The organism is Photobacterium sp. 1_MG-2023, from assembly GCF_030547945.1.
Lineage (GTDB): Bacteria > Pseudomonadota > Gammaproteobacteria > Enterobacterales > Vibrionaceae > Photobacterium.
Genome location: NZ_JAUORR010000023.1, coordinates 42,803 through 67,690, shown reverse-complemented (window position 1 = coordinate 67,690; position 24,888 = coordinate 42,803). Strand labels below are relative to the sequence as shown.

At 51.8% G+C, this 24,888-nt stretch carries 24 protein-coding genes and 1 other RNA gene; 12 read left to right on the top strand and 13 right to left on the bottom strand.

The annotated features are described in order from the left end of the window. Together Q4579_RS17670 and Q4579_RS17665 are read left to right on the top strand one after the other, a co-directional pair. The gene (locus Q4579_RS17670) at window positions 1–1,104 is read left to right on the top strand and encodes a PilT/PilU family type 4a pilus ATPase (RefSeq protein ID WP_303566013.1); all 1,104 of its coding nucleotides are present in this window, start codon (window positions 1–3) and stop codon (window positions 1,102–1,104) included. Window positions 1,105–1,295: 191 nt separating this feature from the next. Then, complete coding sequence (locus Q4579_RS17665) at window positions 1,296–2,606, top strand: YjiH family protein (protein ID WP_303565991.1); 1,311 nt, start codon at window positions 1,296–1,298, stop codon at window positions 2,604–2,606. A 120-nt stretch (window positions 2,607–2,726) separates the two neighbouring features. Here Q4579_RS17665 and ruvX read toward each other — a convergent pair whose 3' ends face one another. From ruvX to rsmE, 4 genes are all read right to left on the bottom strand, one after another. Then, window positions 2,727–3,155, bottom strand: coding sequence for a Holliday junction resolvase RuvX (gene ruvX, locus Q4579_RS17660; protein WP_211646259.1), 429 nt, complete (start codon window positions 3,153–3,155; stop codon window positions 2,727–2,729). After that, the gene (locus tag Q4579_RS17655; protein ID WP_303565988.1) at window positions 3,152–3,715 is read right to left on the bottom strand and encodes a YqgE/AlgH family protein; all 564 of its coding nucleotides are present in this window, start codon (window positions 3,713–3,715) and stop codon (window positions 3,152–3,154) included. Before Q4579_RS17655 ends, ruvX begins: the two co-directional genes overlap by 4 nt. 183 nt (window positions 3,716–3,898) lie before the next feature. After that, window positions 3,899–4,849: a glutathione synthase gene (gene gshB / locus Q4579_RS17650; protein ID WP_303565987.1), complete on the bottom strand. Its 951-nt coding sequence runs from the start codon at window positions 4,847–4,849 to the stop codon at window positions 3,899–3,901. A gap of 15 nt (window positions 4,850–4,864) precedes the next feature. After that, a complete protein-coding gene (rsmE, locus tag Q4579_RS17645) occupies window positions 4,865–5,596 on the bottom strand; it encodes a 16S rRNA (uracil(1498)-N(3))-methyltransferase (RefSeq protein WP_303565986.1) in 732 nt (243 codons plus the stop codon). A 194-nt stretch (window positions 5,597–5,790) separates the two neighbouring features. On the opposite strand from rsmE, the gene Q4579_RS17640 reads away from it, so the two are divergent. Next, window positions 5,791–7,107, top strand: coding sequence for a hypothetical protein (locus Q4579_RS17640; protein WP_303565985.1), 1,317 nt, complete (start codon window positions 5,791–5,793; stop codon window positions 7,105–7,107). Between the two features lie 58 nt (window positions 7,108–7,165). Here the strand turns inward: Q4579_RS17640 and Q4579_RS17635 are convergent, their stop codons facing one another. The 3 genes from Q4579_RS17635 to metK all read right to left on the bottom strand — a co-directional run bounded on the left by Q4579_RS17635 (window position 7,166) and on the right by metK (window position 10,016). After that, on the bottom strand, window positions 7,166–7,846 hold the full coding sequence (locus Q4579_RS17635) for an endonuclease (RefSeq protein ID WP_303566012.1): 681 nt from the start codon (window positions 7,844–7,846) through the stop codon (window positions 7,166–7,168). Between the two features lie 155 nt (window positions 7,847–8,001). Then, window positions 8,002–8,484: a SprT family zinc-dependent metalloprotease gene (locus tag Q4579_RS17630; RefSeq protein ID WP_303565984.1), complete on the bottom strand. Its 483-nt coding sequence runs from the start codon at window positions 8,482–8,484 to the stop codon at window positions 8,002–8,004. Between the two features lie 377 nt (window positions 8,485–8,861). Further along, window positions 8,862–10,016, bottom strand: coding sequence for a methionine adenosyltransferase (gene metK / locus Q4579_RS17625; RefSeq protein ID WP_303565983.1), 1,155 nt, complete (start codon window positions 10,014–10,016; stop codon window positions 8,862–8,864). A gap of 660 nt (window positions 10,017–10,676) precedes the next feature. Between metK and epd the strand changes: the two genes are divergently transcribed. The 4 genes from epd to mscS all read left to right on the top strand — a co-directional run bounded on the left by epd (window position 10,677) and on the right by mscS (window position 15,437). Then, window positions 10,677–11,753, top strand: a complete 1,077-nt coding sequence (gene epd / locus Q4579_RS17620) for an erythrose-4-phosphate dehydrogenase (protein WP_303565982.1) — start codon at window positions 10,677–10,679, stop codon at window positions 11,751–11,753. A gap of 45 nt (window positions 11,754–11,798) precedes the next feature. Next, window positions 11,799–12,962, top strand: a complete 1,164-nt coding sequence (locus tag Q4579_RS17615) for a phosphoglycerate kinase (protein WP_303565981.1) — start codon at window positions 11,799–11,801, stop codon at window positions 12,960–12,962. A gap of 125 nt (window positions 12,963–13,087) precedes the next feature. Then, window positions 13,088–14,164 carry a class II fructose-bisphosphate aldolase gene (gene fbaA, locus Q4579_RS17610; protein WP_303565980.1) on the top strand — a complete coding sequence of 359 codons (1,077 nt, stop codon included), beginning with the start codon at window positions 13,088–13,090 and terminating at the stop codon, window positions 14,162–14,164. A 388-nt stretch (window positions 14,165–14,552) separates the two neighbouring features. Continuing rightward, a complete protein-coding gene (mscS, locus tag Q4579_RS17605) occupies window positions 14,553–15,437 on the top strand; it encodes a small-conductance mechanosensitive channel MscS (protein ID WP_211646248.1) in 885 nt (294 codons plus the stop codon). A gap of 58 nt (window positions 15,438–15,495) precedes the next feature. Here mscS and Q4579_RS17600 read toward each other — a convergent pair whose 3' ends face one another. Further along, complete coding sequence (locus Q4579_RS17600; protein ID WP_303565979.1) at window positions 15,496–16,125, bottom strand: LysE/ArgO family amino acid transporter; 630 nt, start codon at window positions 16,123–16,125, stop codon at window positions 15,496–15,498. 128 nt (window positions 16,126–16,253) lie between these two features. On the opposite strand from Q4579_RS17600, the gene Q4579_RS17595 reads away from it, so the two are divergent. Continuing rightward, a complete protein-coding gene (locus tag Q4579_RS17595; RefSeq protein WP_303565977.1) occupies window positions 16,254–17,150 on the top strand; it encodes a LysR family transcriptional regulator ArgP in 897 nt (298 codons plus the stop codon). Window positions 17,151–17,310: 160 nt separating this feature from the next. After that, on the top strand, window positions 17,311–18,006 hold the full coding sequence (locus Q4579_RS17590; protein WP_303565975.1) for an oxidative stress defense protein: 696 nt from the start codon (window positions 17,311–17,313) through the stop codon (window positions 18,004–18,006). A 73-nt stretch (window positions 18,007–18,079) separates the two neighbouring features. Here Q4579_RS17590 and serA read toward each other — a convergent pair whose 3' ends face one another. The 5 genes from serA to Q4579_RS17565 form a co-directional block, all read right to left on the bottom strand. Continuing rightward, complete coding sequence (gene serA, locus Q4579_RS17585; protein WP_303565974.1) at window positions 18,080–19,309, bottom strand: phosphoglycerate dehydrogenase; 1,230 nt, start codon at window positions 19,307–19,309, stop codon at window positions 18,080–18,082. A 254-nt stretch (window positions 19,310–19,563) separates the two neighbouring features. After that, window positions 19,564–20,223: a ribose-5-phosphate isomerase RpiA gene (rpiA, locus tag Q4579_RS17580; protein ID WP_303565973.1), complete on the bottom strand. Its 660-nt coding sequence runs from the start codon at window positions 20,221–20,223 to the stop codon at window positions 19,564–19,566. A 116-nt stretch (window positions 20,224–20,339) separates the two neighbouring features. Continuing rightward, entirely contained in the window at window positions 20,340–20,954 is a 615-nt protein-coding gene (locus tag Q4579_RS17575; protein WP_303565972.1) for a 5-formyltetrahydrofolate cyclo-ligase, read from the bottom strand. A 64-nt stretch (window positions 20,955–21,018) separates the two neighbouring features. Further along, a non-coding RNA gene (ssrS, locus tag Q4579_RS17570) (6S RNA) lies at window positions 21,019–21,200 on the bottom strand. A gap of 7 nt (window positions 21,201–21,207) precedes the next feature. Further along, window positions 21,208–21,510, bottom strand: a complete 303-nt coding sequence (locus Q4579_RS17565; RefSeq protein ID WP_303565970.1) for a cell division protein ZapA — start codon at window positions 21,508–21,510, stop codon at window positions 21,208–21,210. A 329-nt stretch (window positions 21,511–21,839) separates the two neighbouring features. Here Q4579_RS17565 and Q4579_RS17560 point away from each other — a divergent pair, with 329 nt between their 5' ends. Genes Q4579_RS17560 through Q4579_RS17550 form a run of 3 tightly spaced genes read left to right on the top strand, consistent with a single transcriptional unit; the run spans window position 21,840 to window position 24,842 of the window. Then, a complete protein-coding gene (locus tag Q4579_RS17560; RefSeq protein WP_303565969.1) occupies window positions 21,840–22,415 on the top strand; it encodes a YecA family protein in 576 nt (191 codons plus the stop codon). Between the two features lie 13 nt (window positions 22,416–22,428). Continuing rightward, complete coding sequence (ubiH, locus tag Q4579_RS17555) at window positions 22,429–23,631, top strand: 2-octaprenyl-6-methoxyphenyl hydroxylase (RefSeq protein ID WP_303565968.1); 1,203 nt, start codon at window positions 22,429–22,431, stop codon at window positions 23,629–23,631. Between the two features lie 2 nt (window positions 23,632–23,633). Further along, a complete protein-coding gene (locus Q4579_RS17550; RefSeq protein WP_303565967.1) occupies window positions 23,634–24,842 on the top strand; it encodes an FAD-dependent 2-octaprenylphenol hydroxylase in 1,209 nt (402 codons plus the stop codon). Window positions 24,843–24,888 lie beyond the last annotated feature (46 nt).

The window sequence follows — 24,888 nt, the reverse complement described above, 5'->3', positions numbered from 1 at the left end:
ATAACACTCGATAAGCTGCTGGCGGAGATGGTCGCCCGGCAGGCATCTGATCTTTATCTGACCGTGGCGGCGTCTGGGCAGCTCAAAGTGAATGGCGAGCTGTCTGCCTGCGGAGAAGTTCTGACACCGGCAATGATGACGCAACTGTGTCGGCAGGCGATGACTGATGCGCAGTGGCAGGACTTTGTCACACACAAAGAGGCCAACTTTGCGTTGGTGAAGGATGCGTGCCGATTCCGGATCAGTGCGTTCTGGCAGCGGGAGCAACCCGGCATGGTGATCCGGCGGATTGAAAACCAGATCCCGGATGTGGATGCCCTCACATTGCCGGAACCCTTGAAAGATCTGGCGATGGCGAAGCGCGGTTTGCTTCTGGTGGTGGGGGCGACCGGATCCGGAAAATCGACCTCTATGGCAGCCCTGACGGGTTATCGCAATCGTCATTCGAGCGGGCATATTCTGACGGTTGAAGATCCGATTGAATTTCTCCATCAGCACGACCGATGCATCGTGACTCAGCGCGAAGTCGGGCTGGACACGGCAAGTTATGCTGTCGCGCTGAAAAACTCCCTGCGTCAGGCCCCGGACATGATTCTGATTGGGGAGATCCGCAATCAGGAAACCATGGAATACGCGCTGAATTTTGCAGAAACCGGTCACCTGTGTATGGCGACGCTGCATGCCAACAATGCTAATCAGGCACTGGAGCGGATTCTGCATCTGGTCCCGAAAGAACGCCGGGAACAGCTGCTGTTTGATTTATCGCTGAATCTGAAAGGGATTCTGGCGCAGCAATTAATACCTGATGCACACGGCGCAGGGCGTCATGCGGCGTTCGAACTCCTGCTGAACACCCCCAGAGTCTCTGACCTGATTCGCCGTGGTGAATTACACGCGCTGAAAGCCGTCATGAGCAAAGGCCGTGATCACGGCATGATGACGTTTGATCAGTCTTTATTCGCGCTGGTTCAGACCGGAAAAATCAAGGAACTTGACGCACTGGCACATGCTGACTCGGCCAATGATCTCCGGCTAATGATGAAAATGGACAGGCCGGCTTCCGGCTGTGGTGGATTGGATGGGGTCACGATCCGGTCAGACTGATACCGGCAACTAAACGTGCTTTGGACCACCCATGATCCGATTACGGTGGTCGCTGTAGAAGCTGCTTTTCGTTACGGATATGTTAAATCTCTGTGATCGGTTCGGTGGTTTTAAAATAACCAACTTGTGCTCAGACTACTCACCTCTTATATGTCTATACAAATATAAGAAGTGTAGAGGGAGCGACAAAGATGGATCAATCACAAGCTGGGGTCGGCGCATCGGATGCGTTGGCAAGATTTCGTCTGCTGATTCTGAGTGCAATCGGGATCTTTTTCTTTTTTATACCCATTACGATCGCTGGTAAATCGACGATCCCGCTGGATCATCTGGTCAGTCAGGTCAAGGTTTGGCTGGGGGATGGCGTGGCCTGGTATGCGTTGGCCATGATCGTGGCCGGTGCCGCTTATCCGTTTATATCGGGCCAATGGTCTCAGAGCCTGACCGACAAAGTTTTTTCCATGCTCAAAATACTGGGTGCCGCAGCGGCGGTGATGGCGGTAACGGGGACAGGTCCGGAATTGCTGCATACCAAAGACATGCTGCCATTTCTGTTTGAGAAGCTGGTGATTTCGGTCGGGCTGATTGTCCCGATTGGTGCGGTGTTCCTGTCCTTTCTGGTCAGTTACGGCCTGCTGGAGCTGATTGGTATTCTGGTTCAGCCCGTCATGCGGCCAATCTGGCGTACACCCGGCCGCTCGGCCATTGATGCCGTGGCTTCCTTTGTCGGGAGCTATTCACTTGGGCTATTGATCACCAATAGAGTATACAAATCAGGTCAGTATTCTGCGAAAGAAGCTGCGATTATCGCAACCGGCTTTTCGACGGTATCTGCGACTTTCATGATCATTGTGGCTAAAACGCTGGATCTGATGCCGGTCTGGAATCTGTATTTCTGGGGAACGCTGGTGATCACCTTCATCGTCACGGCGATCACCGTACATTTGCCGCCACTGCGCGGGATGGATGAGTCGGTCAGCGATCCTGAGCCGGAAGCGGGCAGTGATGGTCGTTTACACACGGCGTATCAGACGGGTATGGATGTCGCGCGACAGGCGCCTTCGCTGGGCAGTAATGTCTTGTCGACCATCAAAGACGGGTTGCTGATGACGATTGCAATTCTGCCGTCGATTATGTCGGTGGGCCTGATTGGTCTGCTGGTGGCCAAATATACGCCGGTATTTGAGTGGTTAGGCTATCTGTTTTATCCGTTTACTGCGATCTGGGGCATTGAGGGCGCGAAGGAGCTGGCGCAGGCGTCGGCGTCCGGACTGGCTGAAATGTTCCTTCCGGCACTGCTGCTGCGTGACGCTGAGTTCGTGGTCAGAATGGCGGCCGGGGTGATTTGCGTATCGAGCGTCCTGTTTTTCTCAGCTTCCATTCCTTGCATCCTGTCGACGTCCATTCCGCTGAGTATTGGCCGGCTGGTTATCGTCTGGTTTATCCGGACCGCGCTGAGTCTGTTGCTGGCGGTGCCGTTTGCGATGTTGGTTGCAGGGTAATACCAATTTCCAGGTGAAGAAAAAGCCCCGGCATCGATGCGCGGGGCTTGAAGTGGCAAAGGGTCTGTACAGCGTTTCAGGCTTTGGGTCACCCATGATCCAAAAGCCTGTCAAGCTGAACTAGCCGTATTGCTGCTCGAACCAGCTTTCTAAAATCACGACAGCAGACTGAGAATCCACATTGCCTTTGCTCAGTGAGCGATAGCCGCCCCGTGCAAAGAGGTCCGAACGGGCTTCGACCGTGCTGAGGCGTTCATCATGCAGTTCCACCTGACAGCCAAACCGTCCGTGCAGCCGGTTAGCAAATTTTCGGGCACGCGGTGTGATGCTTTCCAGCTCTTTTCCGTAAACATCCATCGGCAGACCCACCACCACCAGATCCGGCTGCCATTCTTTCAGTAAGGCTTCAATGGTATCCCAGTTCGGGACACCATCGTTGGCTTTCAGGGCTGCCAACGGGCTGGCGGTGCCTGTCAGTTCCTGTCCGATAGCCGCGCCGATGCTTTTGGTGCCATAATCGAAGGCAAGTACAGTGCGTGATGCGCTCATGAATGTCCTACTTCGCTCGATAAATTAGCAGAATGGATGCCCAGCTTTGCCACCGCTTTATCCCAGCGCTCACTGATTGGCGTTTCGAACACCACGACCGGGTCCGCTTCCATAGTCAGCCAGCTGTTTTCCGCCAGTTCCTGCTCCAGTTGTCCGGCTGTCCAGCCAGCGTAGCCCAGCGCAACCAGATATTTGCTGGGTTCATCTTTGGTGCCCAGTAGGGGCAGGATGTCTTTGGAGGTCGTCATTTGGATGTCGTCGGTCACATTTAAGCTGGAGCTGTAGCTGGCTTTACTGTTGTGCAGGATAAAGCCTCTGTCTCCGGCCACGGGGCCCCCGAGCATCACCGGCTTTTTCAGGCTGTCCGGATGAGCCAGCGGGAGATCGCGCTCGACTTCAATTTGATCCAGCATGCTGCCGACAGAGACCTCAATGGGTAAATTGATGACGATTCCCATCGCGCCCTCGTCGTTGTGCTCACACACATAGACGACACTTCGTTTGAAGTGCGGATCCTGCAGACTGGGCATGGCCACCAGAAAATGATTGGTGAGGTTCATTATTCAGTCCTTTAATACAAGCGCTCTTGATTACAGTATGAGAAGGATTCGGCTGAATTGGTATGTCTGTTCCGGCAGAGGTGCTGCCCGTTCAACCTGAATCTCAGGTCTTATGATTTGGACAGCACACTCATAACCGTGTTCCGGTTCCGGTAACGGTTCCGATAACGGTTCCGGTACGGATTAAGCTTTTTGCAGACGGCGCTCAATGGCATCCATCAGCTTGCCGGTAATCGAAATATCATACGCCGCTTCAATCTCACGGATACAGGTTGGACTGGTGACGTTGATTTCAGTCAGTTTGTCGCCAATCACGTCCAGTCCGACAAAAATTAAGCCTTTTTCTTTCAGCGAGGGGGCGACGGCTTCGGCGATCATGCGGTCTGTCTCGCTCAGCGGACGTGCCTCACCCCGGCCACCAGCTGCCAGATTGCCGCGGGTTTCCCCTTTGGCCGGAATCCGGGCCAGGCAGTAAGGCATCGGCTCCCCGTCGACCACCAGAATCCGCTTGTCGCCGTTGCTGATGTCCGGCACGAAGGTTTGCGCCATACAGTAGTACTGGCCGTGGCTGGTCAGGGTTTCAATGATCACCGAGAGATTCGGGTCGCCAGCTTTCACACGGAAAATAGACGAACCGCCCATACCATCCAATGGCTTCAGGATGATGTCGCCGTGCTCCTGCTGAAAAGCACGAATCTTGTCTGCACGACGGGTCACAATCGTGGTTGGTGTCAGCTCCGGGAACCAGGCGGTATAGAGTTTTTCATTACAGTCACGCAGGCTCTGCGGCTTGTTGACGATGAGTGTGCCCTGTTCCTCTGCGCGTTCCAGAATATAGGTCGCGTAGATGTATTCAGTATCAAACGGCGGATCTTTACGCATCAGCACGGCGTCCAGCTCGCTCAGTTCAATTTCCTGCTCACCGTGGAAGCTGTACCAGTCGGTCGGATCTTCTTTCAGTTTGACGATTCGGGTGCGGGCGATCGCTTTGCCTTGCTCAAGAGACAGATCAGCCATTTCCATGTAGTGGATTTCCCAGCCACGACGCTGTGCTTCAAGCATCATCGCAAAGCTGGAATCCTTCTTGATGGTAATGGACTGGATGGGATCCATCACAATACCCAATTTGATCATGTCATTTCTCCTTGGTTAGCCAAGATCGCCAAAGCGGACCTGTAGCGCTGTCATTGCCGTCATCGCGGCGGTTTCTGTTCTGAGGACCCGGGGACCGAGCAGGATTTCACAGAAATTGAATGTTTCGGTCATGCTGATTTCCTGTTCCGACAGGCCGCCTTCCGGGCCAATCAGCAAACGGACACGGGAAACGGGGGCGGGCAGGGTATTAATGGAATATTGGGCTCTTGGGTGCAAATTCAACTTCAGACCGTCAAATTCTTCACCGCACCAGTCTTCCAGCTTCATTACCGGGCGGACTTCCGGCACGACATTGCGGCCGCATTGTTCACAGGCACTGATGGCGATTTTCTGCCATTGGGCCATTTTTTTATCGAAACGTTCCTGGGTCAGCTTCACGCCACAACGTTCAGAGATCAGCGGCGTAATACTGTTCACGCCCAGCTCAACAGACTTCTGAATGGTGAATTCCATCTTTTCGCCACGAGAGATGACCTGACCCAGATGTAAGTCCAGCGGCGATTCGATACTGCGTTCAATGCGTGCGGTGATCTCGACGTCGACCCGTTTTTTGCCTGCTTCAGAAATGATTGCCGGAAATTCTGCATTGCTGCCGTCAAACAGCAGGACTTCCTGTCCGGTTTGCATACGCATGACACGGCCGACATGATTGGCGGCATCGTCACTTAATGTCACTTTTCCGCTTGCAGGCAGCGGCTCAGGATGGAAAATACGTGGCACTCTCATAATACACTGGTTGACCGTGAAGATAATTCTTGGCGCCAGTATATCAAGCTTGAGGGGCATGTAACGAATAATGCGTTTTCAGTCGGGACATTGAAGGTCGTTGAATTGCGTTGCAGCAGGATTTAAAAAGCATCTGTCGCAGAATACACGTGGTGTAGGATTGGGTGCATACCAGAATAGGACTCAGGGTTAGAATGATAAAAAACAAAGGAATATCGAGGTGTGCGGTGCTGATTGCAGCCGTGCTGATGTCGGGATGTGGCGGCGACAGTGGGAAGTCCGGGGATAAGCGCCTGAACAGGGATGGCGATCCCTTACTGGCAAACCTGCAACCCTACGTGACAACCAGTCTGTTTGCGCAGACGGCTAAAGACTGTGCCGTGATCTATAAATCGAACCGGTCGTGTCACCTTCAGGATATCGCACCCATGGGATACGCCATTCAGGGCGATCTGACCCCGGATGATATTGCTCAAAGGCTGATGGTATCGCATGCCTGGATGGGGGACAGCTTTATGGCTGTGGTCCGGGATTTACCGCAGGATGTGCTGAATCTGTTCAAGCCGCTGAACGTGATTGTGCTGAGTCTGGATGTCCGTCCGTCTTTTTACCATCGCTATACAGCCGGGATCTACATTGATCCCAGATATCTTTGGCGCAATGAGCAGGAATGGAACGATATCTATCAGCAGGACGATTATCGTTCCGGTTTTGCCGACGAACTTTCATTTCTCGCGCTGCAGCGTTATGTATATCCGAACGGGGATTACGTGACTTACAGCAACCAGTTTGATCCCGATTACAACAATTGGCGTACCCAGTCAGAAATCGCGCCAGGGCTGTTCCGGTTGCTGGTTCATGAATTGGCGCATGCCAATGATTTTCTGCCCCCTGATCAGGTTCAGTTTCTGGATGCTTCCCGCTCTGTTGAAGAAAACATCATGTGGTTTGAGAGTGACTGGGTACAAACATCGCTCCAGTCTTCATATGCGTTAAAGTCCAGTGATCTGAAATTCATGGCAGACAGCTATTTTGGCGGATCTGCTGCCACCACGACGATGTCGCCGGAGCAAGCCGGTGCAAGCTTCGAATTTGATGGTGCGGCCGACTTTTACGGTTATTACACCAGCGCTGAAGATGTCGCGATGTTGTTTGAAGCCTACATGATGTGGCGTGAATATCAGGTGGTCTCGGATGTTGCGTTTACCTCCTCGCCGACTGTTGCAGAGTACAGCTGTGATGATTTGATCATCGGCTGGGGGCAGCGAAACCGGCTGGCACAGGCCAATGTGGTGCCGCGGGCCAGACAGGTTGCAGAGGCGTTCTTACAGCAGGATCTGACGGCTGAATTTTCGGTCATTCAGAATAACATTCCGGTTGATTTGCCTTATGGATACGGCTGGTGTCAGGCCCGGACTGCCGTGATGTCCGCCCGGTTCCAGCGCTTTGAGCCGGTGGAACCGGTGCAGGAACACAGCAAGCGGTATCTTGAAGAGATGCTGCGCCACTAAACAGAGCAACGGCTGAGTCAGGCTCAGCCGTTGTTTCATCTTCTATTCGTCGCAGGGATTACAGTCCAGCTTTCTGACAAGATTTCAGCACGAAGTCATTGTGCTGATTCTGGATTTTCGCGATCCGTCGGTCCCGTTCACACTCCCATGGACTCACCGGATAGGTTTTGTCCCAGGCCTGCATCAGTTGACGCTGACTTTTTGCCAGACGGAACCGATATGCCTGCTCCATGTAAAGGTAAGTACGGGCAATGGCGCCACGGGCGCGCTGTGGCGGGTCAACGCGTCGGTTTTTGAAATCAACTTTCATCTCGCACTGACCGTAGAAAGCACCGTCGTTTTCTCGCCAGGGTAAAAACTGGTAGTTCGAGCGATCGCCGTTCACCTCACCAATGGCCGGGGTCAGGTTATGCATGTCGGCTTCCATGCGGCGGAATGTCGGATCTTTGCGGCAATGCTTACGCCCGCCGTCCTGCCAGCATTGCAGCTGATGACCAAACTGCCAGGCTGGCACCACGTGCTCCCATTCGATCCGGCTGGCGCGTCTTTCCTGTTTCCGGACCTGATAACCGCAGCTGTTTAAATCCGGAACGCCTTTCTTTCCGTGCCAGTCGATCCGGCAGCCACAGTAAAAGCTCTCATTGTGATCCTGGTAAATTTTCACCAGTAACTTTTTTGCTTTGGAAAAGGACTTGGGCGGGTTGGCGTAGGCAAGGTTAGGTAACAGGCTGACGCTCATCAGGGCGGCGGTCAGCCCCCATTTGAAAGTGGTGTACATGGTAAATCCGATGACTGATAGGAGAGTAACGATGGTATCAGTACCGGATTTTTTTAGAAGTGCTTCACGTTATGTCTGTGTAAAACATCAAATTATGATTATTTTGTCGGCACTCTTCACGTTTTTTGGGTTAAGGGCTGGTGGCACTGGGTGCAATGATAAACGGCTTGTTGTCGCATCACTTTGAGATGCCGCCGAATGGTGAGTTGGTGTTCCCGGCATTGGCACTGATAGCGGAACGTTTGCCCGCGCACGGAGGCAATATCAAAACTGTGGGTAGTTCGCGGGGGAACGCCCATCACCTCAGACATCATTCGCTGCCATTCAGGCCCGTGCGGTTTCACGCTGCCATAGCAGGCAAAGGTCAGCAGATGGGCCAGTTCATGGGGAACCACTTCATCCAGAAATGCCTGGGGATTTTCGGCCAGCAGTACTGGGTTATAGCGAATTTCCCAGCTTTGTAATCGGGCACTGCCCGCAATTTTGCCGCGCTGATTAAAGCGAATGACCGGGTTGGAAAAACGCTTCCCCAGTTTTTGTTCGGCCAGACGAAGGCAACTGAGCGTCCGCTCAATGATGGCGTGTTGAAGTGAGTCCATAGCAAGATGAGGGTGAATCAACAGGGCGTACAGTATGCAAGGTCTGCTTTCGTTTTTCTACCTGTGGTGCTGGCCGTGTGTTTGTACAGCGTGGGGAGCTTTTGGATCATGGGGGGTCAAAACCTCAGAAAGCTGCACACCCGGATGTGATCAGCTTACAGAGCAATGGGAACACGGGGGGTAAAAAACTTATCAACTTTCAATATTTCATATAGTTACAAGTTTTTCTTTGCAGGAGATCAGCTTGAATAGCTTTGGGGACATGGGTGACCAGAAGCTGAAAGAGCTGGACAGAGTCGGTGAGACAGGAAGAAAAGCAATGAAAAAGGAAGCCGAAGCTTCCTTTTTCACGAGTAAGAATCACAGCCGGACTGAGATTACTTGATGTTGGCGTAATCGCGCAGCAGATCTGCTTTGTCGGTTTTTTCCCAAGGGAACTCTTCACGGCCGAAGTGGCCGTAAGCTGCGGTTTTCTTGTAGATAGGTTGCAGTAGATCCAGCATCTCGATCAGGCCGTATGGACGCAGGTCGAAATGATGGCGAACCGCTTCAACAATCAGATCGTGAGAGACTTTCTCGGTGCCGAAAGTTTCAACCATGATTGACGTTGGCTCTGCAATACCAATGGCGTAAGACAGCTGAATCTCACAGCGGTCTGCCAGACCAGCAGCAACAATGTTTTTCGCAACATAACGGGCTGCGTAGGCTGCACTGCGGTCAACTTTAGATGGATCTTTACCGGAGAATGCACCACCGCCGTGACGTGCGGCACCGCCGTAGGTATCGACGATAATCTTACGGCCAGTCAGACCACAGTCACCCATTGGACCGCCAATCACGAAACGACCGGTTGGGTTAATAAAGTACTTGGTGTCTTTGGTCAGCCACTCAGATGGCAGTACGGGTTTGATGATTTCTTCCATGACTGCTTCTTGCAGAACAGGCAGTTCAATGCTGTCGCAATGCTGGGTTGACAGGACGACTGCGTCAACGCCAATAATTTTGCCGTTGTCGTAAGCGAAGGTCACCTGGCTTTTTGCATCCGGACGCAACCAAGGCAGGGTGCCGTTTTTACGGACTTTGGCCTGACGCTCAACCAGACGATGTGCATAGGTGATTGGTGCTGGCATCAGCACGTCTGTTTCGTTGGTGGCGTAACCGAACATGATGCCCTGATCGCCGGCACCCAGATCTTTCGGGTCTGCACGGTCAACACCCTGGTTGATGTCCGGAGACTGTTTACCAATGGCACTCAGCACGGCACAAGAGTTGGCATCAAAGCCCATGTCTGAATGGGTGTAACCAATTTCACGAACGGTCTGACGCGTCAGCTCTTCAATATCAACCCAGGCTGTGGTTGTGATTTCACCACCAACCATCACCATACCGGTTTTAACGTAAGTCTCACACGCAACACGTGCTTTTGGGTCTTGTTCTAAGATCGCATCCAGGACTGCATCTGAGATCTGGTCTGCAATTTTATCTGGATGGCCTTCCGATACCGACTCAGAAGTAAACAGGTGTTTCGCCATGAGTATTCTCACTATCTGAAAAAACTGAAAGAGATTGGAGGTGGAAATTTAGTCAGTCTGGTTGAATATTTACCAGTCTGTATGTATAGAGCTACCTCCGTCTAGACGGCTATAATAACTTGTATGGGATCAAAATCAACCTTATCTGGAAATTAGATATAGATAACCTCAATGCTTCAGTGGATCCGGTGTTTTATTCAACTCTTGGTGCTTTATGCTGGGTTTAATTCCAAACTTGGCCTTAAATGCTGGTTATTGCCTTCATTTTCTTTGAGGGCGGTCTGTGAATAATTGCCGTCGCCAGGTGAAAGACAAATGACAGTGCGTAGACATGCGTTTTGCTTTTGTGTGTCAGCCGGGAATCGGGGTGTCTCCCGAACCGATGGTTTCAACGGGTGAAAAGCAATTGTTATGGTTCAGTTGCAGAAAAATTATTTCGAAGGTTGAAAAAAATGGCACAGATTGTCGCCCTGATCATTCTATATCCGTTCAAAACAGGCTGTTGATATCAGGGGGAATCCGCTTGGAGTGGGCGTATTTACTGGATTTGTGGCGAGTTCACAGATAATCATTCTGGAGGGTGAGGCGGGTCACAATTAAGATGATTCTCGTTAACGCATGGTATACACTAGGGCGGCTTTTCACTTTTGTAGCATGGATATGACAGTACGAGTCGCAATTAATGGATTTGGCCGTATTGGCCGCAGTGTTCTGCGGGCCTTATATGAAAGCGGCAAACATCGCCAGATTAAAGTCGTGGCGGTCAATGAACTGGCTCAGCCGGAATCAATGGCGCATCTGCTTCAGTATGATTCCAGCCATGGGCGCTTTGGCCGTAAGGTGACACATGATCAGGAGCATCTTTTTATTGCCGGTGATGAAGGCGAAGACGCCATTCGCATCCTTCATCTGAGCGATATTGAGCTCTTGCCCTGGCGTGATCTGGACGTAGATATCGTGCTGGATTGCACCGGTGTCTTTGGCTCCAGAGCTGACGGCGAAGCCCATATTCGCGCTGGTGCCCAGAAAGTCCTCTTCTCCCATCCTGCTGCAAACGATGTCGATAACACGATTATTTTCGGCGTAAACCACCAAAGCCTGTCACCACAAGACAAGATCGTGTCCAACGGGTCCTGTACCACCAACTGTATTGTCCCTGTGATTAAAGTGCTTGATGATGCGTTCGGCATTGAATCCGGGACCATCACGACGATCCATTCAGCAATGAATGATCAGCAGGTGATTGATGCTTATCATACGGATCTGCGACGCACCCGAGCGGCCAGTCAGTCGATTATTCCGGTGGATACCAAATTACATTTAGGAATCGGTCGCATCTTCCCGAAATTTGCCGACAAGTTTGAGGCGATTTCTGTCCGGGTTCCTACAATTAACGTCACCGCAATGGACTTGAGTGTCACGGTGAAAACTAATGTCTCGGTTGATGATGTAAATCAAGCTTTGTCTGAGGCAGCACGGTGTACATTGACCAACATTGTCGACTACACCACAGCACCACTTGTTTCTGTTGATTTCAATCATGACCCCCACAGCGCCATTGTTGATGGCACCCAAACCCGTGTCAGCAACCAGAATCTGCTCAAACTGCTGATCTGGTGTGATAACGAATGGGGATTTGCCAACCGGATGTTGGATACGGCACTGTCGATGTCGGTCGTTCATCAGCAGCACAGTGATGTGACAGAATTTCCCAGCCAGGCAAAATCGCAGGGCTGACAGTATTTATTATTTACACAGTAAGACTATTTGAGAGGGCAAACCATGTCTGTAATCAAGATGACTGATCTGGATCTGGCCGGTAAACGTGTGCTGATCCGTGCCGATCTGAACGTGCCGGTAAAAGAAGGCAAAGTAACTTCTGATGCACGTATTTTGGCATCGCTGCCAACGATTCAGCACTGCCTGGCGGCAGGTGCGAAGGTCATGGTGACCTCTCACCTGGGTCGTCCGACCGAAGGCGAATATGCAGAAGAATTTTCGCTGCAACCTGTTGTGAATTATTTGCAGGGCGCACTGGATTGCGACGTGAAACTGGCCAAAGACTATCTGAATGGCCTGGACTTGAATGCAGGCGAGCTGGTGGTTCTGGAAAACGTTCGTTTCAACGCGGGCGAGAAGAAGAACGATGAAGCGTTGTCGAAGAAATATGCGGCACTGTGCGACATCTTCGTGATGGATGCATTCGGTACGGCGCACCGTGCTCAAGCGTCGACCCATGGTGTGGGGATGTTTGCTGCGGTTGCCTGTGCTGGCCCGCTGCTGGCTGCTGAACTGGAAGCACTGGGTAAAGCACTGGATAACCCGGCTCGCCCGATGGTGGCGATTGTGGGTGGTTCGAAAGTGTCGACTAAGCTGACTGTACTGGAATCTCTGGCGAAGATCGCTGATCAGGTTGTTGTCGGTGGCGGTATCGCGAACACCTTTATCGCCGCGGAAGGCTACGGCGTTGGTAAGTCTCTGTATGAAGCCGATCTGGTTGATACGGCGAAAGCGCTGATGGCGCAAACGGATGTGCCTGTGGCCACCGATGTGGTGTGTGCGAAAGAATTCTCTGAGTCTGCGGAAGCGACCATCAAAGCTGCAAATGACATCGCAGAAGATGACATGGTTCTGGATATTGGTCCGGATTCAGCAGCAGAGCTGGCTCGTATCATCAAAGATGCAAAAACTATCCTGTGGAACGGCCCTGTGGGTGTCTTCGAAATTGAGCAATTCGGTAAAGGCACGGAAGTGGTTTCGAAAGCCATTGCTGAATCTGCTGGTTTCTCAATTGCAGGTGGCGGTGATACGCTGGCAGCAATTGATAAGTACGGTATCAAGGATAAAGTTTCTTACATTTCAACAGGTGGCGGTGCTTTCCTGGAGTTCGTGGAAGGTAAAAAACTGCCCGCAGTTGCTATGCTGGAAGAACGCGCGAAAGCCTGATTCCTGCGCCATGAATAAGCGGCATGTGGCCGAACTTGCGCATCAAACAGAGCGCTGCCGGCCACATGGATTTGCAAACGAGTTTATCTTTAAACCCAGACAACAAAGCTAATAGGACTATTGTTATGTCTAAGATCTTCGACTTCGTAAAACCTGGTGTGATTTCTGGCGATGACGTTCAGAAAGTGTTTGAAGTGGCAAAAGAAAACAAATTTGCCCTGCCAGCAGTAAACGTGGTTAACACTGACTCTATCAACGCTGTACTGGAAGCGGCTGCAAAAGTGAAAGCGCCGGTTGTTGTTCAGTTTTCTAACGGCGGTGCTGGGTTCTTCGCAGGTAAAGGCCTGAAACTGGAAGGCCAGCAGTGCCAGATCATCGGTGCGATCGCCGGTGCAAAATATGTTCATGCGGTTGCTGAAACTTATGGCGTGCCAGTGATTCTGCACACCGACCATGCAGCGAAGAAACTGCTGCCATGGATCGACGGTCTGCTGGATGCAGGTGAAAAGCACTTCGCTGAAACCGGTAAACCACTGTTCTCTTCTCACATGATCGACCTGTCTGAAGAGTCTCTGGAAGAGAACATCGCGATCTGTTCAGAATATCTGGCGCGCATGAGCAAGATGAACATGACGCTGGAAATCGAACTGGGTTGTACTGGTGGTGAAGAAGATGGTGTGGACAACTCTCACCTGGATCAGTCTTCTCTGTACACGCAGCCAGAAGACGTTGCTTACGCATACGAGAAGCTGAACGCAATCAGCCATCGTTTCACGATTGCTGCCTCTTTCGGTAATGTTCACGGTGTGTACAAGCCAGGTAACGTTGTGCTGACACCAACCATTCTGCGTGATTCTCAGGCGTACTGTGCAGAGAAATTTGGCATTGCACCAAATGCGCTGAACTTTGTTTTCCACGGTGGTTCAGGTTCTTCTCTGGAAGAAATCCGTGAGTCTATCGGTTACGGTGTGATCAAAATGAACATCGATACTGATACTCAGTGGGCAACCTGGAACGGCATCCGTGAGTACTACCTGGAGAACGAAGGTTATCTGCAGGGCCAGATCGGTAACCCGACTGGTGCCGACGCACCAAACAAGAAATACTACGACCCACGCGTATGGCTGCGTAAAGGTCAGGATTCTATGGTGAAGCGCCTGGAGCAAGCCTTCTCTGATCTGAACGCTGTTGACACGCTGTAATTTTTAATTGCTGCATGGTCACAATGAAAGCCCGCATGATGCGGGCTTTTTTTGCCTGGGCTTCAAGGGTTCGCGATTGATACCAATCGCACTCAATCATTGGTCATCCTAGCTTATTCAAATGCTCGATAACTGCGTTATATTTTTTGATTGTAGAATCACGACTTATCTAAAAAATCCGCCTTGTTCTCAAACATTTTTCCTACGCTATTTCTGATCACTGACTTACTTTGATTGGTATGAGAGGGAACTTTGACGACGTGAATTGAGTAAAACGTCTCATAATGTGAGACAAATTCAGTAAATGTTGCTAGCTTTATGACGGTCGATTGAATGATATACAGATGCGTGCCTGGCTGCCGCATCATTCAACAGTAGAGAGAGTGCTATGACAGAAAGCGTGACAGATAAAGTGGTGGATACCATTTCAAATAATGAGTTGGCCGATGGCGTGAAGCAGGCGGGCAGCTGGCTGGTGGATAATCAGGATCTGCTGATTCAATATGGGGTGAATCTGATCTCGGCCCTGCTGATTCTTTTTATCGGTAACCTGGTTGCGAAAGGCGTATCCAGTGGTTTCGGCAAAATGCTGCGCCGCAAACAGATGGATGAAGCGGTTGTAAAATTCCTGCAATCTTTGGTGCGTTATCTGCTGTTTGTGATTGTGCTGATTGCAGCGTTAAGCCGTGTTGGCGTTCAGACAGCATCTGTAGTGGCAGTGATCGGTGCTGCCGGCCTGGCGATTGGCCTGGCCTTACAGGGTTCTCTGTCAAACTTCGCTGCCGGTGTGTTGATTGTTGCGTTTCGTCCTTTTAAATCGGGTGATTATGTCGAAGTGTCTGGTGTGGCTGGTTCTGTTGAGTCGATTCAGGTGTTTCAGACCGTACTGAAAACACCGGACAACAAAATGGTTGTGGTGCCGAACTCTGCGGTGATTGGTGGCCCGATCACCAACTATTCCCGCCACGAAACCCGCCGGATTGATTATGTGATTGGCGTCTCTTATAAGTCTGATCTGAAAAAAACCAAGGAAGTGCTGAAGCGAGTGGTGGATGCTGAGCCACGTTTGCTGAAAGATCCGGCACCGACCATTGGTGTGGTTGCGCTGGCAGATTCTTCGGTGAACTTTGTTGTTCGTCCCTGGGTGAAAACATCTGATTATTGGGCAGTTTATTTTGATTTGCTGCAGGCAATCAAAGAAGAGCTGGACAAAGAAGGGATTGAGATTCCATTCCCACAAATGGATGTCCATCTCAACAAAGTCGAAGACTGATCTTTTCGATGAAAAACAAACAATGGAGCCCGGGGCTCCATTGTTTTATTGGGGAGAGTCAGAGGTGTTCAGCCAGTAATCCTTTTGCAAGATGTGCCGCAATCACGAACATCATCAGTGCGACACCCAAATCAATGCCACGTTTCACACGGGATTTAGACAGTGTCGGTGCCATTTTGGCTGCGGCAACCGACAGGCTGAAAAACCAGGTAAAGGAGGCGAGGATGGTGCCGACTGCAAAAGCAATGCGATCCTGCCCTTCAAACTGTCCTCCGATGGAACCCAGAATCACCACAGTGTCCAGATACAGGTGCGGGTTCAGCACAGTCACCGCCAGTGCCCCGGCAATGACGGCTCGCCGTCCGCGGGCCAGCACTTGTGCATTGGCTTCTTGTTCAGATGCCGGACTGAAGGCACTTTTCAACGACAGGCTGCCGTAAAACACCAGAAAGGCAATGCCACCCAGTGTGACTGCCATCAACACGGTCTCGTTGCTGGACAGCAGGGCGCCGCCGCCAAAAACACCAAGACTGATAAACAACATATCCAGCACACTGCACACCGTCGCTGTAGTGAGGTGATGCTGGCGTTTGATGCCTTGGTTCAGGACATAAGCATTCTGGGCACCAATCGGAATAATCATACTGGCTCCAAGACCAAAGCCTTGGAGTAACGGCCATAAACTCATGTGGGGTGTGTCCTTATCAAAATGTTCAGAGAGAGTTTCAACTGGCTAAAGCTTAACGGCCTCGCTATGATTTAGTACAACTAATAATTTTTATGATTTATTAGACTTACTAATGTTAAGGGAGCCGCATGGAAGGACTCGATTACCGCTGGTTACAGGCGCTGGACGCTGTAGTGTCTCAGCGGGGCTTTGAGCGGGCAGCTGAATTGCTGTGTATCACCCAATCTGCCGTGTCACAGCGGATTAAGCAGTTGGAAAAGCATATGGCACAGCCGCTGCTAGTCCGGGAGCAGCCACCGCGACCAACCCCTGCCGGCCAAAAATTACTGGGCTTATATCGTCGGGTACGCTTACTGGAGCAGGAGCTCTTGCCGGATATTCGTCCCGGCGAACAGAGTCAGCCTCTGCAGATGTCGATCGCGTCGAATGCCGACAGTCTGGCCACTTGGCTGCTGCCTGCACTCAGCCCGCTTCTGAAGCGGCGTCGCATTGAAATCAACCTGATGCTGGAAGATGAAAGCCGTACTCTGGACAGACTCCGCAGTGGCGAAGTTGTCGGTGCCATCAGCATGGAAGCGACACCGATGCCGGGCTGTGTCGCGGACTATCTGGGGCGGATGGATTATCTCTGTGTGGCCAGCCCTGAATTTCAAACCACTTACTTTACCGATGGCGTCAATCGGGACAGCTTGCTGGCCGCGCCGGCTGTGGCTTTCGATCAGTATGACGACATGCACGAAGTCTTCATTCAGCAGCATTTTAATCTGCCACGTGGCAGTGTGCTGACCCATCGGGTGCGATCATCGGAAGCATTCGTCAAACTGGCATTACAGGGCGTGGCTTATTGCCTGATCCCGAAAGTTCAGATCGAAGAAGATCTGTCGAGTGGTGCGCTGGTGAATTTGACGCCTGGCATCATGCTGACCCGGCGAATCTACTGGCATCACTGGGCATTGGAAAGCGGCGTCTTCAGTGAAGTGACGGCACAGTTGCTCGATCACGCCCGGAATAAACTGCCGCAATAATCTGAATTTGTCGCTATTGATAGTCGACTCATCAATAAAATATTGTGCAAAATCTTTGTCAGGCCGGGATAAATTTCTCTGGTGTGATGTCAAAATCCGCACACAGCCAAACAGACATGGTCTGTGGCTCTTGATTGAATCAACTGATTTGGATGGTGTTATGAAGAAAACCTTGCTTGCTGCTTGTTTCACAAGTGTTGCTCTGGCCAGTCCGCTGGCGATGGCTGAGGACAGTTTCCCACGTCTGGAAACCATTGGTGTTGGTGAAGTCACGGCGCAACCGGATATGGCAACTTTCTCTGTTGCGGTCGAGGAAACCCGTAAGACGGCACAGGAAGCAAAACAAGCCGCGGATAAGGCTGTCACTGCGTTTATGGACCGATTGCAGAAACAGGGCGTGAAGCGTGCTGATATTGAAAGCGCCAATATCTATTTGCATCCGCAGTATCATCACAGCAAAGATAATTCGCCGGAGCTCATGGGTTATCAGGCGACCCGCCAGATCACTGTGACTGTTCGGGATCTGGAGCAGCTGAATACCTATCTGGACAATGCACTGGGTGACGGGATTAACCGGATTAACAACATTGAGCTGAAAGTGACTGATGAAGCCAAGTATCAGGAACAGGCGCGTCAGGCTGCGATTCAGGATGCTCAGGAAAAAGCAAAATCTCTGGCCAAAGGCTTCCAAACTGAACTGGATGGGATCTGGAATATCCGCTATTACGATTCGACACCTCGTCCAGTGATGGGACGGATGGCGATGGATGCTGCCGTTCAAACCAAAGCGACGTACCAGGATGCGGAAATTACTTTCCAAGATCGGGTTGAAGTGGTTTTTCGTCTTGAAAAGTAATGCTTTTCCTGACTAACGGCCTAAAAAAGCTCACCGGATGGTGAGCTTTTGGGTTGAATCGGCGGCGTCTGAATTAATGCAGAATACGGGCGCGAATGGTGCCATCAATGGCTTTTAGTTTATTCAGCGCTTCTTCAGAACGCTCTGTCTCGACATCAATCACCACATAGCCCAGCTCTGGGGTGGTTTGCAGATATTGTGCGGCAATGTTGATGCCTTCTGAGGCGAAAATGGTCGTGATCTGATTCAGAACCCCCGGACGGTTTTCGTGAATGTGCAGCAAGCGAGAGCAACTGCGGTGCTCAGGCAGCGACACTTCCGGGAAACCGACGGCTGAAACGGTTGAACCGTTATCAGAGTACTTCACAATTTTACCGGCCACTTCAATCCCGATATTTTGCTGTGCTTCCTGCGTAGAGCCACCGATGTGCGGCGTCAGAATAACATTGTCAAAGCGGGTCAGCGGCGATTCAAACCGATCTTTGTTCGTTTTCGGCTCGACCGGGAAAACGTCAATGGCAGCACCGGCAAGGTGTTTGCTTTCCAGTGCGCTGCACAGGGCATCTATATCCACCACAGTACCGCGGGCTGCATTGATGAAGATCGCGCCAGGTTTCATGCGGGCAAACTCTTCAGCGCCCATCATATTTTGGGTGTCTGCGGTTTCAGGGACATGCAGACTGATGACATCGGCTTTGTTCAGCAGTTCGCTGAGCGTGTCGACTTGCTTGGCATTGCCCAGCGTCAGTTTGTTCTCAATATCATAGAAATAGACATCCATCCCCAGATTTTCGGCCAGAATGCTCAGCTGAGTTCCGATATGACCGTAACCGATGATGCCCAGTTTTTTACCGCGGGCTTCATAGGATACATCGGCTGTCTTCTGCCATTCACCGCGATGCGCTTTGGCGTTTTTCTCTGGAATGCCACGTAACAGTAGCAGGATTTCCCCCAGTACCAGTTCAGCGACACTTCGGGTATTGGAGAAGGGGGCGTTGAAAACGGGAATACCACGGCGGCTGGCTTCAAGTAAATCGACCTGATTGGTGCCAATGCAGAAGCAACCGACAGCGATCAGTTTTTTGGCCGCTTCGAAGACTTCAGCGGTTAACTGGGTACGAGAGCGAATGCCAATGAAGTGTGCGTCTTGAATGGCTTCCAGCAGTTCATCTCCGGCAAGCGATCCTTTATGGTATTCGATATTCTCATAACCCGCTTGCGTGAGAACTTCCAGCGCAGAAGGGTGAACGCCTTCCAGGAGCAGAATTTTTATTTTGTCTTTTTCCAGAGAAACTTTGGCCATAGGTTCTTTTCCTTAAAAACAACGGGTATTCCATTCAGCTTGTAAGCTGCCTCAGCGATGCAAACCACATCCTGTGACATCCCACGATAACGGGTGAGCACCCTGTGTTGCTGTCTGGTGGGCTTAAACGATTGCGTTCACACTAAAGTATCAAAAAATTTGGCGGCGTGGCGAGAATATTACGAAATGGATAAGAAAAAACGGCATATATTATGCCGTTTTTTCATCAAACCGTAGGAAAAGCGACAAAGCTGTTATTGAGTAACAGTTTTCACGCCTTCCGGAGAGCCAACCAGCAGGACGTCCGCACCGCGATGGGCGAACAGACCGACGGTCACCACACCGGGTAGTGCATTGATTTGATCTTCCAAAGCTTTCGGATCGGTGATTTTAAGGCTGTGCACATCCAGAATAATATTGCCGTTGTCTGTGATCACGCCTTCACGATAAACCGGATCGCCACCCAGTTTCACCAGTTCACGACCAATAAAAGAGCGGGCCATCGGAATCACTTCCACGGGCAGCGGGAACTGGCCCAGCACGTCTACTTCTTTGGTGTTATCCACGATGCAGATGAATTTTTGGGCGATGGCTGCGACGATTTTTTCGCGGGTCAGTGCGGCACCGCCACCTTTGATCATGTCAAATTGCGGGTTGATTTCGTCGGCACCGTCAACATAGATATCCAGCGAGGCAACTTCATTGGCATCAAATACCTCGATGCCCAGTTCTTTCAGGCGCTGAGTCGATGCTTCGGAGCTGGAGACCGCGCCTTTGATTTCTTCCTTGCGGGTCGCCAGTGCATCGATGAAGTGATTGACGGTGGAGCCGGTACCGACACCGACAATGCTGCCTTTGGTCACATAGTCCAGGGCTGCCCAGCCCGCCGCTTTTTTCATTTCATCTTGTGTCATGCCTTTCTCCTCGTGATGGCCAACGGAATGCGAGCGCTGATTATAGCGGAGAGCGCTGTGGCTGACATGACAAAAACTTGATGGAGATCGCCGTTTGAAGATCCGGGGCGGGATGTTCACCAATGATGGTATGCGGAAGGTGTGAGAATTGCCGGTAGCGGGACATCCCAGGCTTCAGACGGTAAATGCCGGACTTGCTGACAGTCGTGTGCCAGTCCAAGTGGCTGGGGACCCAAACCGAATTGATGCCACTGGCTGAGAGTGCGGTCGTAGTATCCTCCGCCCATGCCCAGTCGTTGTCCCTGATCGTCAAAGGCCACCAAAGGCGTGCAGACGATGTCCAGTTCATGGACAGGCTTGACCTGGCGTACATCCAGCGCGGGTTCCGCAATGCCGTAGCGGTTGCATCGCATCGGACTGTCCGGGCGATAATGCAAAAACAGCAGGTGTCCTTTGCTGAACGGATGGAGTACCGGCAGGTAGACGTCTTTTCCCTGACGCCAGAGCCAGTCAATCAGCGGGCCGGTATCCAGCTCACCATCATTACTCAGGTAAATCGCAATATGCCGGGCGTCACGAATCGTTTTGAGTTGAGTGAAACGGGCCAGAACGGCTTTACCTGCTTGTTCTTGCTGATGAGGCGTTAAAGCCTGACGTTGAAGCCGGATTTGCTGTCGCAGTTGCTGTCGGGTCGACTGCGTAGCCGGTCCGCTGTGGTGGAGTGCATCCATGTCATGCTACCTGTCATTGCCCGCTCAGAACGAGAACTGCCGGTAAATGAGCAGGATAAAAAGGGAGTGCCCCAAGGTGCCGTTGCGAATTGTTGCCCTTGAACCAGACGTTCAAGGTGGATCGGCAGCATCAACCGTAGGCTTCTCAGTCGTGCTGAGCATGCTCAGTAGCTGATAAAAGCAGATCCTGGTTTTTTGCTTATCGGCTCGGGGACGTCGATTCGCTGACGCACACCCCAGGGTCAATTCATTATCAACGCTGTGATTGATTTTGCAATGCCTCATTCAGGCTTTCTGTCAATTGACCGATCCGGTCGGACAGAGTTTGGGCATTGTTGTTAAAATCTTTTCGTTCTTTATGCAGTTCACTGCACAGATTCAGGCCGGTGAACATCAGCAGTTGCTCAGGATTCGAAATCTTAGTGCGCTCTGCCAGTTCATTGATCCGGTCGTCAAAATCTGCCGCTGCACTACGCAGTGCGGCTTCCTGACCTGCCGGACAATTGACTTTAATGGTACGGCCTAAAATTTCAATTTCAACTGCCTGCGAGTTCATAGCTGCCTTGTTTCCGTGTCAGTCACTGATATGTGTTGAACCAAGCAAATCTCGCTGAACTCAGCCGCTTGAAGAGACTTGGATAAAGCTGCGGCTAATATAGAAAAAGCCTATTTAACATGCAAGCGCGTGGCTTCGCCAGTGAGGTTGAAATCTGTCAGCCAGACAGAACTTCATCAGTTCGGTTGTTTTTCTGCCAGCCACGTGGAAGCAAGCTTCAAAAATGAAATCTGAATCCACCGTCTTCTGCAATAGGTTAGCCTGAAACCAGCCTTAGTGGTAGCATAACACAAACCCATCTGACACCAACTGATTAAGGTGAAAAGCCCATGAGCGAAGTAAAGTTGCCGGCCTATGAAGCGGTTGATGCAGCCCTGAAAATTCAGTCTTTGGCGGTCACGCCCTCGGAACTTCACGGACTCTTAACCGGGATGTTGTGTGGCGGATTACCCGCGACAGGTGAGCAGTGGATTGGCCCGATTGCCGATTATGCCAACAATGGCGAGTCGCTCGGGGGGGAAGCGAGAGCAATGACGCAATCATTGGTGGAAATGACCGCCAAAGAGCTGGCAGGCACCGGGTTTGAAGTCAGTTTACTGATGCCGGACGATGAGGCGGCATTGCTGGATCGGGCTGAAGCCTTGAGCGAATGGGTGAATTGTTTTCTGTCTGGTCTGGGCCTGATGGGGCTCAACCATGAAAAATTGCCGGCGAGTGTGCAGGAAGCTTTGGGCGATCTCCAGGACATCGCACAACTGGGCATTGATGAAGAAGACGATATGGAAGAGCAGGCGGCATTGTTTGAGCAGGTCATCGAACATGTTCGGATGTGCGCGTTGACTTGTTTTTTTGAACTGGTGGCTAAACATCAGGGCGAACAGACCGACAAACCGACGTTGCACTGATCTGCAGATTGCCATGAGGTCAAACAAGGTGAATCAGTATGATGTGGTCATTGTCGGTGGGGCAATGACAGGTGCCAGTCTAGCACTGGCGCTCGATCGCTTGAGTCTGGGAACGTTACGTATTGCTGTTGTCGAAGCTGTGTCTCCGGCACAGTCCGGTCATCCGGGTTATGATGCCCGCAGTATTGCGTTGTCGCTGGGCTCGGTGAAGTTGATGTCCCAGTTGGGACTCTGGTCTGCGCTGGTATCTGAAGCCACTGCGATTTCCCGGATTCATGTGTCGGATCGGGGCCATGCCGGTTTGGCACGAATAGCGGCCCATGAGTATGGGACGCAGGCCCTGGGTTATGTGATTGAACTGGCCCATGCGGGCGCCGTTTTCCATGAACAAATGGCACAAAGTGATCAGATCGATCTGATTTGTCCCGCACACATTACCGCGATTGAACGGAATTCCGATCGGGTCACATTGCAACTCTCGACGGGTGATTCATGTCAGGCGAGGCTGCTGGTGGCGGCTGATGGCGGTGCATCCACCTGTTGCTCGCTGCTTGGGATGACGTCCCGCGAAACCGATTTTGGTCAAGTGGCGGTCATTGCCAATGTCTCGAGCGCTTTGCCCCATCAGGGGGAAGCATTTGAACGTTTCACCCCTTCCGGCCCGCTGGCTTTATTGCCGATGAGCCAGGGACGCAGTTCGCTGGTGTGGTGTTTACCCCCGGAACAGCAGCAGGATGTGCTGGGCTGGAGCGATGAAGAATTTTTAGCAAACTTGCAGTCGGCATTTGGCTGGCGGTTGGGTAAGCTGACCAAAACCGGGCAGCGGTATGTCTATCCGCTGTCACTGCGTCAGGCTGAGCGGCGGATTTCTCACCGTGTTGCCGTGGTCGGAAATGCTGCGCAGACTTTACACCCCATTGCAGGCCAGGGCTTTAATCTGGGGCTGCGTGATGTGATGACACTGGCAGAAGAAGTGATCGCCGGTGCGCAGCAGGGTCAGGATATCGGGGGGGCGGCTGTATTGAGCCGATTCAGGCAGCGTCGCGATCCCGATCAGCAGGCGACCATCCAGATGACCACAGGCTTGGTGACGATGTTCGCCAATGAACACTGGCCAATGGTGGTCGGACGCAATGCCGGATTAATGGCCATGCATGCCATGGAAACATTGAAATCCCCGCTGGTGAAGCGGGCTATGGGACAGGTGGACAGATAAGCATGATGCAAAGTGTAGACGTTGCCATTATCGGCGGTGGTATGGTCGGGTTAACGCTGGCGGCAGCGCTGGCGGAAACTGATCTCAGAATCGCTGTGATTGAAGGTCGCCTCCCCAATTCAGAATTGTCGGTGCTGCCGGATGTTCGGGTTTCAGCCCTGAGTCGGGCCAGCGAGCGAATTTTACGCCGTGTGGGTGCCTGGTCGGGAATGGAAGAGCGCCGAATCAGTCCTTATCAGCAGATGGATGTGTGGGAACAGGACAGTTTTGCACAGATTTCGTTTGATGCGGAATCTCTGGCGCAGCCTAATCTGGGCCATATTGTCGAAAACCGGGTGATTCAGTTATCGTTGCTGGAGCAGGTGCAGCAGCAATCTAATGTTACCGTGATGGCACCTGTACAATGTCAGCAACTGGCATTTGGAGAGCAAGAAGCCTGGCTGAGTCTGGATAACGGACAGCACTTAACTGCCAAGCTGGTCGTCGGCGCAGATGGTGCGAACTCCTGGGTCCGCCGACAGTTGAGTATTCCGCTGACGCACTGGGACTATGGTCATCATGCGTTGGTTGCCAATATCCGCACTGCGGAGCCGCACGGGCAAACGGCGCGTCAGATTTTTACTCCGGATGGTCCGCTGGCTTTTCTGCCGCTGGCTGAGCCTGATTTGTGCTCTATCGTCTGGTCAATCCCGCCTGAAAAAGCCGAATCTTTGCTGTCACTGTCTCAGGAAGATTTCAGCCATGCGCTGACCGCCGCGTTCGATTGCCGTCTGGGAATGTGCCGTCTGGAAAGCGAGCGTCAGGTGGTCCCGCTGAAAATGCGCTATGCCCGAGACTTTGTTCGTGATCGCGTGGTTCTGGTGGGTGATGCTGCACATACTATTCATCCGCTGGCAGGCCAGGGGGTGAATCTGGGACTTCTCGATGCGGCCAGCCTTGCCGAAACCCTGAGCCAGCTTTGGCGACAGGATAAAGACATCGGTGCCCGTCAGCACTTACGCCATTTCGAGCGCTGGCGAAAAGCTGAGGCTGCAAAAATGATCGCTGCGATGCAAATCTTCAGGGAGTTATTTGAAGGGCAACACCCAGCCAAGAAACTCTTGCGGGATATGGGACTCCTGTTCGCGAATCATACACCTGGGGTCAAAGATCAGTTCATTCGCCGGGCACTGGGCCTCAGTGGCGAGTTGCCGGTGCTGGCGAAAGCCTGACGGCTTGCCACCCCCACCGCAGATAAAGCTTTTGTCAGAAACCGCC

Coding starts and splice junctions, on each gene's coding strand:
- Q4579_RS17665 (WP_303565991.1), top strand. CDS start 1,296: ATGGATCAATCACAAGCTGGGGTCGGCGCATCGGATGCGTTGGCAAGA.
- ruvX (WP_211646259.1), bottom strand. CDS start 3,155: ATGAGCGCATCACGCACTGTACTTGCCTTCGATTATGGCACCAAAAGC.
- Q4579_RS17655 (WP_303565988.1), bottom strand. CDS start 3,715: ATGAACCTCACCAATCATTTTCTGGTGGCCATGCCCAGTCTGCAGGAT.
- gshB (WP_303565987.1), bottom strand. CDS start 4,849: ATGATCAAATTGGGTATTGTGATGGATCCCATCCAGTCCATTACCATC.
- rsmE (WP_303565986.1), bottom strand. CDS start 5,596: ATGAGAGTGCCACGTATTTTCCATCCTGAGCCGCTGCCTGCAAGCGGA.
- Q4579_RS17640 (WP_303565985.1), top strand. CDS start 5,791: ATGATAAAAAACAAAGGAATATCGAGGTGTGCGGTGCTGATTGCAGCC.
- Q4579_RS17635 (WP_303566012.1), bottom strand. CDS start 7,846: ATGAGCGTCAGCCTGTTACCTAACCTTGCCTACGCCAACCCGCCCAAG.
- Q4579_RS17630 (WP_303565984.1), bottom strand. CDS start 8,484: ATGGACTCACTTCAACACGCCATCATTGAGCGGACGCTCAGTTGCCTT.
- metK (WP_303565983.1), bottom strand. CDS start 10,016: ATGGCGAAACACCTGTTTACTTCTGAGTCGGTATCGGAAGGCCATCCA.
- epd (WP_303565982.1), top strand. CDS start 10,677: ATGACAGTACGAGTCGCAATTAATGGATTTGGCCGTATTGGCCGCAGT.
- Q4579_RS17615 (WP_303565981.1), top strand. CDS start 11,799: ATGTCTGTAATCAAGATGACTGATCTGGATCTGGCCGGTAAACGTGTG.
- fbaA (WP_303565980.1), top strand. CDS start 13,088: ATGTCTAAGATCTTCGACTTCGTAAAACCTGGTGTGATTTCTGGCGAT.
- mscS (WP_211646248.1), top strand. CDS start 14,553: ATGACAGAAAGCGTGACAGATAAAGTGGTGGATACCATTTCAAATAAT.
- Q4579_RS17600 (WP_303565979.1), bottom strand. CDS start 16,125: ATGAGTTTATGGCCGTTACTCCAAGGCTTTGGTCTTGGAGCCAGTATG.
- Q4579_RS17595 (WP_303565977.1), top strand. CDS start 16,254: ATGGAAGGACTCGATTACCGCTGGTTACAGGCGCTGGACGCTGTAGTG.
- Q4579_RS17590 (WP_303565975.1), top strand. CDS start 17,311: ATGAAGAAAACCTTGCTTGCTGCTTGTTTCACAAGTGTTGCTCTGGCC.
- serA (WP_303565974.1), bottom strand. CDS start 19,309: ATGGCCAAAGTTTCTCTGGAAAAAGACAAAATAAAAATTCTGCTCCTG.
- rpiA (WP_303565973.1), bottom strand. CDS start 20,223: ATGACACAAGATGAAATGAAAAAAGCGGCGGGCTGGGCAGCCCTGGAC.
- Q4579_RS17575 (WP_303565972.1), bottom strand. CDS start 20,954: ATGGATGCACTCCACCACAGCGGACCGGCTACGCAGTCGACCCGACAG.
- Q4579_RS17565 (WP_303565970.1), bottom strand. CDS start 21,510: ATGAACTCGCAGGCAGTTGAAATTGAAATTTTAGGCCGTACCATTAAA.
- Q4579_RS17560 (WP_303565969.1), top strand. CDS start 21,840: ATGAGCGAAGTAAAGTTGCCGGCCTATGAAGCGGTTGATGCAGCCCTG.
- ubiH (WP_303565968.1), top strand. CDS start 22,429: ATGAGGTCAAACAAGGTGAATCAGTATGATGTGGTCATTGTCGGTGGG.
- Q4579_RS17550 (WP_303565967.1), top strand. CDS start 23,634: ATGATGCAAAGTGTAGACGTTGCCATTATCGGCGGTGGTATGGTCGGG.